This is a genomic window from Colwellia sp. E2M01, from assembly GCF_018860585.1.
Classification (GTDB): domain Bacteria; phylum Pseudomonadota; class Gammaproteobacteria; order Enterobacterales; family Alteromonadaceae; genus Colwellia.
Map to the genome: position 1 here is coordinate 15,431 of NZ_JAHKPR010000072.1, position 9,693 is coordinate 25,123.

The 9,693-nt window shown below is 36.0% G+C and carries 11 protein-coding genes; 2 read left to right on the forward strand and 9 right to left on the reverse strand.

Features of this window, described 5'->3' with window-relative positions:
• From KO502_RS14025 to KO502_RS14045, 5 genes are all read right to left on the reverse strand, one after another.
• The coding region (locus KO502_RS14025; RefSeq protein WP_216023199.1) for a DUF3185 family protein at positions 1-86 on the reverse strand (86 nt) is incomplete at its 3' end.
• 111 nt (positions 87-197) lie between these two features.
• Positions 198-536: a DUF805 domain-containing protein gene (locus tag KO502_RS14030; RefSeq protein WP_216023188.1), complete on the reverse strand. Its 339-nt coding sequence runs from the start codon at positions 534-536 to the stop codon at positions 198-200.
• 92 nt (positions 537-628) lie between these two features.
• A complete protein-coding gene (locus tag KO502_RS14035; protein ID WP_216023189.1) occupies positions 629-988 on the reverse strand; it encodes a hypothetical protein in 360 nt (119 codons plus the stop codon).
• Between the two features lie 161 nt (positions 989-1,149).
• Complete coding sequence (locus KO502_RS14040) at positions 1,150-1,809, reverse strand: YoaK family protein (RefSeq protein WP_216023190.1); 660 nt, start codon at positions 1,807-1,809, stop codon at positions 1,150-1,152.
• Positions 1,810-1,894: 85 nt separating this feature from the next.
• Positions 1,895-4,114, reverse strand: coding sequence for a S46 family peptidase (locus KO502_RS14045; RefSeq protein ID WP_216023191.1), 2,220 nt, complete (start codon positions 4,112-4,114; stop codon positions 1,895-1,897).
• 148 nt (positions 4,115-4,262) lie between these two features.
• Here KO502_RS14045 and KO502_RS14050 point away from each other — a divergent pair, with 148 nt between their 5' ends.
• Both KO502_RS14050 and KO502_RS14055 read left to right on the forward strand, forming a co-directional pair.
• The gene (locus KO502_RS14050) at positions 4,263-4,916 is read left to right on the forward strand and encodes a fumarylacetoacetate hydrolase family protein (protein WP_216023192.1); all 654 of its coding nucleotides are present in this window, start codon (positions 4,263-4,265) and stop codon (positions 4,914-4,916) included.
• Positions 4,917-4,982: 66 nt separating this feature from the next.
• Complete coding sequence (locus tag KO502_RS14055) at positions 4,983-5,381, forward strand: YacL family protein (RefSeq protein WP_216023193.1); 399 nt, start codon at positions 4,983-4,985, stop codon at positions 5,379-5,381.
• Between the two features lie 116 nt (positions 5,382-5,497).
• Here the strand turns inward: KO502_RS14055 and KO502_RS14060 are convergent, their stop codons facing one another.
• The 4 genes from KO502_RS14060 to KO502_RS14075 form a co-directional block, all read right to left on the reverse strand.
• Positions 5,498-6,343: an HDOD domain-containing protein gene (locus KO502_RS14060; RefSeq protein WP_216023194.1), complete on the reverse strand. Its 846-nt coding sequence runs from the start codon at positions 6,341-6,343 to the stop codon at positions 5,498-5,500.
• Between the two features lie 315 nt (positions 6,344-6,658).
• Positions 6,659-8,071, reverse strand: a complete 1,413-nt coding sequence (locus KO502_RS14065) for an MFS transporter (RefSeq protein WP_216023195.1) — start codon at positions 8,069-8,071, stop codon at positions 6,659-6,661.
• 212 nt (positions 8,072-8,283) lie between these two features.
• Positions 8,284-8,613, reverse strand: coding sequence for a hypothetical protein (locus KO502_RS14070; RefSeq protein ID WP_216023196.1), 330 nt, complete (start codon positions 8,611-8,613; stop codon positions 8,284-8,286).
• A 358-nt stretch (positions 8,614-8,971) separates the two neighbouring features.
• Positions 8,972-9,535, reverse strand: a complete 564-nt coding sequence (locus KO502_RS14075; protein ID WP_216023200.1) for a peptidylprolyl isomerase — start codon at positions 9,533-9,535, stop codon at positions 8,972-8,974.
• Positions 9,536-9,693: the final 158 nt, after the last annotated feature.

Here is a 9,693-nt window from a genome sequence, read left to right on the forward strand (position 1 = left end):
AATTTAACGGACTTGGTATGGTAACCCCATATAGCTAAAGCAACCCCGAGAATGATGAGTACGATACCAATTATTTTATTGTTCATATTTATTCCAAATAACTTTTTAATAACATCAATAAAACAATAATAAATTGGCTGCAAAGCACTATTTTATACCGCAGCCAATATTACTTGTTACATAACTATAGTGGTGACTTATGCTGCACTAGCCGCTTTAGGGTTTACACCGTAAGCATTTTCATCGTGACCAGCTTGCACTAAGAAAACAATAAGTACGATTAAGCCAATAAGTGGAATTAATACGATTAACTGCCACCAGCCTGAACGACCAGTATCATGTAATCTTCTGGTCGCAATACTAATGCTTGGTATTAATAATACTAAACTAAAAAGAAGCGAGATTAACTCGATACCTATTAAGCCTAATACCAGACTAATAACAAAGTAAACTAGCATAAACATCCAGTATTCTTCTCTTCGAGCTCTGCCGCTAAAATCAGCGTATTTTTTAAACGCGCCTATAAAATAATCCATTATGGATTCTCCTTGTTGTTAATAATTTTTTTAATATAGTTCTTATATGGTTTTTATATAGTTGGTTGTATTTATTTTTACTGCTTGAATATTTAACTAAAAAGCCAACCTGTAGGATTAGGATGTACTTGTTTAGCTTCTAATGACTTCATGCCTTTTACGCAACGAATAATTAGCCAAAGTACCCAAAATAACAATATAAACCAACCAATAAGTACGATGGCAAACATTGAACCTAGAACAAGGTAAAGGGCGCCTATCCAGAATGTTCTTATTTGAAATTGATAATGAGACTTTAACCAATCAGGGGCATCGGCTTTATTAATGTAAGCCATAACCACACCTATAATGCCAGTAATACCAAATAAAATGCCGACTAGGTATAAAATGTATACGATTTTAGCTGTCTCAGCTGTTGTTGCATTGCTTTGTTCTACTACTTCTTCAGTCATCTATTTTCTCCTTATTATTGATGATTCTTGTTGTACTGAACATTGTAAATATATATTGAATTAACAGTTAATCCTAATTAAATATTGTTAATTTATGCTAAAAAAATATTCACACCATTATTCACATGCTTTTGATAATAGTATATTTATTCTAATCTTTTTCAATATTTTGGGGGGCTGTAAACGTTGTAAATCAAGGCTAACAGTAAACAAATGCTGGCAGGGATTAATAAGGCATTAAAATGTAAAAAACTGAAAAAATAAGCGCCTAAAATACCACCAATAATAAAGCCTGTAATGATCAATAAAAAAAGAATCGCTTTTCGGTTATCAAACTTTTCACCTTTTAATTTGGCGCCTAACATAATACCAAGATCGGTAAATATACCTGTAACATGAGTTGTACGTATAACAGCGCCGCTATAGGTGGTTGCTAGCGCATTTTGTAAGCCACAAGCTGCAGAGGCTAAGTAGTGTCCTTGCTCTGAGCCGTTTGATAAAAAATATACCGAACCGAAAATAAAGAACGCTTCTAAAATAAGTAAGGCACTATAGTTTCGACCTAACTTTAACGAGCCGCTATTGATAAAATAACCAGAGATAGCAGAGCCTAATAAAAAGCTAAGAAGAATAAGTAATAAATGCAGGGTATCAAAAATATCAGCGTTAAAGGCACTTGTACCTAGTAATGTTGCGGTGCCTGATAAATGTGAAATGGCTTGGTGTTGAAAACCTAATAAACCAATAGAGTTAACAAGCCCAGCCACAAGCGCAAGTATAAATGAACCATATTCAACCCAACGGGGTAACTTTGATATCATTTCAATCCTTAGTTCGTGATGAGTTGTAAACTCAATTGTTCAGTTACTTGTACAGCGTACTGTTTAACTATTCTGTGTAGATATACTATTCAACAATGTCCATTTCAGCGATAAGATTATCGGCGCCGTCAACATATTGCATTGCCCAAAGTATGTAACGCACATCAACATGAATAGAACGATTTAATTTCGTATCATAATCCCAATCACCAATAATGCTTTCGTACACACCATCAAACACTAAACCAACCATTTCAGCATTGCTGTTTAAGGTAGGAGAACCTGAATTACCACCCGTAATATCAAGGTTTCCTAAATAATTTACGGGTACAGAGCCAAGTGACTTTTCAAGGTATTCACCGTAGTGTTTTTTATCAATTAAATCTAATTGCTTTTGTGGAGCATCAAATGGAGTTACGCCTGTATTTTTAGCTGTTATACCTTCAAGGGTGGTAAAAGGTACGGCTAACAACCCGTCTTGTGGTGAGTAACCTTTTACATTGCCGTAAGTAATGCGCAATGTACTATTGGCATCAGCATAAACAGGTAATTTATTCGCGTTAAAATAGGCGATTAACGCTTCCATATATTTGGGTCTGTAGGCTTGAATGTCACCAGATAATTGCTTGGCTTTATCTTCTATTGCTTGGCGTTCGGTAAAACTAGCAACAGCTAATTTAATAAAAGGGTCTTGGCTATTGTTAAAATACTCAACCGGTTTATCCATCAGTGCTAAGCGCTGTGATTGTGAATTTAGCTCAGTTTTCTGATACATTTTTTTGAGTTTAGCGGTAAGCTTCTTAGCAAGTTTTGCCGCTTTATTTTTAGCTGCTGCGTTATCTTTTGTATCTTCTGCAAGATAATCAGTTAAACCAAAAAAGCTATCAATTGATGATATACGCTCGCTCTTAGGTAGGGCAGCATAATGCGTTAACATTGCCAATAATATTGATTGGTCAATGGTTTCATCATAACGACGATCAACAGACTTCATGTTTTGTTCAATGCGAGCGACATCTCGTTCTTGATAACCATTTTCTCGTTCGATGTTAGGTTTGTTTTTTTCTATCGCTAAACGATGTAATTGCTCTGCGCTCGATAACATTTTACTGTATCTCATATAACTTAAAATTAAATCACGCACTTGCTGTTTATTATCTTCTTTTAATAATTTATTTAAACTAGCTAATGGCTCACCATAATTTTCTTTACGCTTAGGATCACTTTGTACCCATTTTGTGATCTTACTTTCAAGAGCTTGCTTGCGTGTTAAAAAACTACCTTTGTTATAGCTATGAATCATTGAGCCGTAATTTTTGGCGTAATTGGCGAGTCCAGCTAAGGTACTTTCATATTTTATGCGTGCTTCGCTGCCCGGCGCTGAATTAGTATGAATTAATTCAATAAGCTCTTCACGGTAAGTCTTAGCTTGAGGATAAGTCCAAGTAAACATGTTCTCAACTTCATACGCTGTGCGGTAACGATTAGTGCGGCCTGGGTAGCCAATTACCATGATGTAATCGTCGTTATCAACACCACTTTTATTTAGTTTTAAATGATGCTTTGGTTGATAAGGTACATTATCTTCGCTGAAGTCTGCAGGTTGTCCGTCTTTATTCACATAAGCGCGATAAAAACCGTAATCACCGGTGTGACGTGGCCACATCCAGTTATCTATATCACCACCAAACTTGCCAATACTACTGGCTGGCGCGTGGACTAAACGCACGTCTCGAATAGTTAACTGTTTAAATAAATAATATTCTAAACCACCGTGAAAATTAACCACACGGCAACGATAACGTTCATCACTTTCACATTCAGCGACTAATTTTTTTGAATTATCATCAATTACTTTATAGCGTGCGGTTCCCGACATTGTTTCGCTAATATTGTTTTTTATTAATTGCGTTACTTCGGTAATTTCTTCGGTTACGTAAATGCGCGTACCGGGTGTTGCAGGTAATTCTTCAGCGAAGTTTTTGGCGAGAAAACCATTGTCGAGTAAGTTATTTTCTGGTGTTGAGTTGTATTGTACAGAGCCATAAACACAGTGGTGGTTGGTAGCAACTAAGCCTTGATCGGAAACAAATGAAGCAGTACAGCCGCCTAAACTAACAATAGCCCCCATCGGAAACCCAGTTAGGTCGGTTAAATCTTTTGGATTTAAAGTCAACCCTGCTTTGGTCAATTCTTCAGTTATGGCTGGTAATTGGTTGGGTTGCCACATACCTTCATCGGCAGAAACAAGCATACTGTTAAGCGCCAACACAGCGAGTGTTAAAAGTTGTTTTACGTTTTTCATAGCATCCCTAATGATTTGAATTTAAGCCATAATTTCATTAATTACCGATTATCTTAACCAGTATATACTTTTAAAAAATAAAATCTCCCTTGTTCAAGCTTAGTTAACTGATTATTATGCTCGCTAAAGAAACGTCACAAGGCTTTTTATGCAGTCTATTACTTTAATCTCAGCAGAGCAAAAAACTCAACAATTAACACCATCAAAAGTTATTTGTATTGGCCGTAACTATGTTGAACATATCAAAGAGTTAGATAATGAAGTCCCCGAACAAATGGTGGTTTTTTTAAAACCTAACTCAGCGATAAGTAATACATTAAACGCTGAGCATAACTCAGATACTTTACACTATGAAGCTGAGCTGTGTTTCTTATATCAAAGTGGTAAGTTTAGTGCGGTAGCATTAGGTTTAGACTTAACTAAGCGTGATGTTCAGAGCAAGTTAAAAGCCAAAGGTTTACCTTGGGAGCGCGCCAAAGCGTTTGATGGCTCAGCCGTTTTTAGTGATTTTGTTAGCCTAGATAATGTTGAGCAGAGCGCCTTGACCTTATCATTAAGCATTAACGACAAACTTATCCAACAAGGTGGTGTTAGTTTAATGATGTTTAAGCCTGATGAAATATTAGCTGACTTACAGTCATTTTTAACCTTAACTGATGGCGATATTGTGATGACAGGTACACCGAAAGGGGTTGGAGTTATTGCTGCTGGTGATAATTATACGGGTCAGGTTTACTTACACAAAGCTGATAGCTCTGCCTCAGATAACGTATTAGTGAATTGTCAGTGGCAAGCACAATAACTTTCTTCAATCACTTTTTTTAGTCTCTTTTTAATTAATATTTGAGCTCTATTTAGTAGGTTTTCTATGGAATATGAATTTGTACACGATGCCATAACAGGCGAAGCAAGGGCGATTTTTTCGCTAGAGCATGAGGTGATAGGCCCTTGGCTTGAAGTTGAACTAGGTAATGATGCAGATAAGCTAAATGAGTTACTTAGCAAAATTGATGATGTTGAAGCAGGAAAGTCACATGAAATACCGATAATAGGCAGTGAATACACTGTTATTCTAAGTCGTGATGAGGTTTCTATTCAAACTAACGTCAGTATGAATGGCATACTTGATGACAATGGTGAAGGCTTACCTGAAATGCTTACCGATGATCACATTCATCTCGATCAGAATGAACTGGCTGGTTGTGGCTTAGATGATTTTAGAGATTTATTATTATCTTGGCAGGAGTTTAGCCGAGGCTTGCGTTAGTATCTTCTAGTAATTGCAACTTTTTAATAATTGTTACTTTTAACAATGAGCACTCTTTAACAAGCAGAGTACTCACCTTTAAATTTGCAATGAACTAATACCAATTTGGTATAGTATTAAGCGTACTCACGCTCTGTAAATTCAAGGGTTAATTGCTGTAAGGTTTCATCATCAATAGCCAACACCGCGCATACCGCTTCTTTTACATATTCCCAATCGGCATTGTCTTTGTGAGTAAATTTGAGTGCAACAAGTTGCTCACTGAGTTTTAATACCGCGAACAAGTCTTGTTCTTCTGAGCCATTAAGGGTGTTTAGAAACTCTCTATCGTGGTGTTGTAAAATTATTTGGCAAACATCTTTAGGTAAGCGCCATGAGCTAGCAACATAATAACCAACTGTTGCATGATGAACACCATATTTTTGTTCTTCAATAGTGGTTTGCGCAAGCCCTGGTGTTGTTTGCGCTTCATCTATTACTTGCTGAAAATCCTTATATTTCATTGCCATTACAGGTTGACCACAAGCATGAAATAAACCAACACTAAAAAACTTATCATTGGCTATGTTGGGGCGATATCTTTGTCCTAATGACTCAGCAACATTGGCTATGCTAGAGGTTAATTTCCAAAAGTTATCTAAGTTAATGCTGCAGTTTTTAGGATCGAAACTCTTTTTGAGTAAGCTACCTGTTACTAGGGTGACTACCCCAAAAAGGCCAATGTAGTTAACAGACATTTTGATGTCGGTTATTGTGCGGCTTAATCCATAAAGCGGAGAATTGATTGTTTTTAAAATAGCGGCGCTAACTGCAACATCTTTACTAATCAGTTCACTAATTTCATTTATATCAGGGCTTTCTTCAGCCATTAACTTTAATAAATCAAACAAAAGTCTTGGTTGTGCAGGAACGGTGAAACCTTTGGATATATCATCTAAAACACTTTGATCAACAATTAACATAATATTTATAAGGGGTTATAAAACATATGCTAAGTGTATTACATAAATAATATTTTAGCTTGCTTGAATGCTAATTTGTTTATCAGAGGGAGATAGTTTTGACATTGCTAGATAAATTCAAAGGTAAACTTAAATTAAGATAATTTAATCATTTAGTTACAAATATCATCGTAACGAAAAAACCAATGAGAATAGCGTTGAAAATGAAAATGTAAGTAAAGCCTTTAAGCCCTTCTTTTAAAGTATAACCGTGCTCATTAAGGTACCAAACCCATATAGCACACATAAGAATTGGAACTAAAAAGAAAAATTTTATCATGTTGTTACCTTGTTAATTTTGTCATTAACTTCATTGTTGTTATCGTCATCTTTTTTGAGTTCAGCTTTAGTGACTTTTTTCAACAGCACTATTAAACCTAAAACGGGCACGCCAATTAACGCTGAGCTAATAAAGAAATTTATATAACCAAAACCATCGACATATATCCCTGAGAATCCAGCGATGAACTTGGGAAATAATAACATCATCGAGCTAAATAGCGCATATTGTGTTGCTGAAAACTCTATATTAGTTAGCTTCGACATATAAGTAACAAAAGCGGTTGTGGCAATGCCAGCACTAATATTATCCATAGAAATAATTAAGGTTAGGATGACTAAATCTTTACCAATAAAAGCAAGTATTGCAAAAATTAGGTTAGTGACAACCACCAAAAAGGCCCCTAAAAAAAGAATAGAATAAGTACTGTAACGGGTAAGTAGAATACCGCCAATTCCTGCTCCGAGTAATGTCATAACCACGCCAAAAACTTTGGTGATTGCCGCCACTTCGCCCTTGGTATAGCCCATGTCAACATAAAAGGGATTTGCCATAATACCCATGACTATGTCAGATATTCGGTAGGTACCTATCAACAATAATATTAATAAAGATTGCTTACCATAACGTTTAAAAAAGTCAGCAAATGGCGCTACAACGGCAATATCAAGCCAAGCTAGAAAACGCGAAAAGAACTGAGGTAAATGTTGATGTTCAAGTTTTACAGCTATTTGCTGGCGTTTATTACTGAGGTTATCTTGGTAATCTGGCTCATGACAAGTAAGTGTAGTAATAATACCGACCCCCATACAAGCAGCCATAGCAAAATATGAAACAGACCATGCACTCAGATGATAAGCATCACTAGGGCTTGCCCAAGCGGCTATAGCAAGCGAACCGGCTCCTGCCATTATCATCGCAAGGCGGTACCCTGTCATGTAAGCCGCAGCCATTGCTGCTTGATATTTTTCTGGTGCGGATTCAATGCGGTACGCGTCAATCACTATATCTTGTGTTGCTGAGCTATAGGCAACAATCATTGCAAAAATAACGAACAGCGTAAGGTTTGCCTGTGGATCACTTAGCGCCATACCAATGAGTGCTAAGATGATAAAAAGTTGAGACAAGAATAGCCAACTACGTCTACGTCCTAAGTAGTTAGTTAATAAAGGAATAGACGCTCTATCTACAACGGGTGCCCAAACCCATTTAAAGGCATAAGCGAGCGCTATCCAGCTAAAATAGCCAATATTTTCACGGCTTACACCTGCTTCACGTAGCCAGAATGATAATGTTGAAAAAACTAAAAGAATAGGTAAACCAGCAGAAAAACCTAGAAAAAATAAAGTAGCTACACGTCTTTCTAAATATATTTTAGCGCTTTGTAGCCATGTTTTATTTGGTAACATTTAGTCATTACCTTTAATAATAACAGGGAAGAAATTTTGATGCATAACTGATGTTATAGCGCTAAAAAAAATCACTATTACTGAGTGGTTGCGCATATGTTAAGTTTTGCTCTAATTGATAGTGCCACTAATAATAAGCTGATTGATTGATTAATCAAGTTGATATGTTGAAAAGGTGATGAAAGCTAAGCAGTTTTTAGTAATCTGACTAATTAAGCAATGGGTCGCCAGCCAATACAGTCGATAGGGTAACTACCTGAGCCATTAAAAAAGTCTAAACAAGTGGTCATTTCACTTTTAAAATAAAGATCTTGATTAAGGGCTAAAGCACCATGCAAACTCACTTCATGTATTAAATGCCAAAAAACTCGTTCTTTGGCGCTGTGCGGTGTTTCATCCCTTACTTTTAACAAAGTCCAGTCGGACATAGTATCTAAAATAAAATTATCGAGTTCAGTGTAATGAAGCTCTTCATTAATGACTGCATTAATATAGGCCTGCATTTGTAGTATTTTTTCATCGATAAACTGCTCAATTATCATGATAACACCTTAAAAAGTACAATTTACATTAGGTATGTCGTTATTTAACTCACAATTTAATATATTGTTAATCGACATACGTTAGTGCCATATTCTTTATTTGCTTTATTAATTATCACTGTTAGTTTGCTGAATTAATTAAAAAATTAATATTATTAAGGATGCTTATAAATATTATTTTCAATCATAGCTTTATATTCTATGCAGCTTATTTGTGATTTTTTTAGCGTGGAAAATTTGTATCGGCACCTTTATTTATCGGTGATAAATAGCTTTTTGTCAAAAAAGAGGTGCCTTTATTTTGTAATGTATTTGTTACTTTATATTTCAGTAGTTATTGTTATTTTACTTCCTGAGGTTAATTTGAAGGCGGTAATAAAGTCGCTTTAATTATTGTTACTGGCTCTACGGGCACATCATCCCAACCTATACCTTCATCATAACCTGTGGGTACTTTAGCAATAGCGGCTAACACTTCTTGGCCTTCAACTATTTCACCAAAAACCGCATACCCCCACTTTCTTCCCGGATCTAATGAGCTGTTATCTGCAAGGTTAAAAAAGAATTGACGGTTAGCAGAATGTGGTCGACTTTCTTTCGCCATAGCAATGGTTCCCATTGTGTTTTTTAGGCCATTACCTGATTCATTAACAATGTTTTTTCCTACTTTTCTGGCTTCTAACTTGGCGTCATAGCCACCGCCTTGTACTACAAAGCCTTCTATGATGCGATGAAAAATAGTATTGTCATATTCGCCGCTAACCACAAGTTTAAGAAAATTATCGACGGTTAATGGCGCTTTAATACTATCTAGCTCTACCACGATAACCCCCATTGAAGTCACCAATTTTACTTTCGGGAAAAGGTTATTTGGATCAAGCGCCAAGCTAGTGGTACTTGTTAAAAGTAAAACACTAGCAATTAATGTTTTGCAAATTAGCTTTCGAAAAATATTGTTCAAAAATCACCTACCACTATTTATTGTTGATGTAATACCAAGTTGATTAAGTTCTTTCCCACTCAGCGAAAGTTAAAAGGCTTAGAGGCAAGGCATTGATTGAAGAGAATGGTTATTCCCTT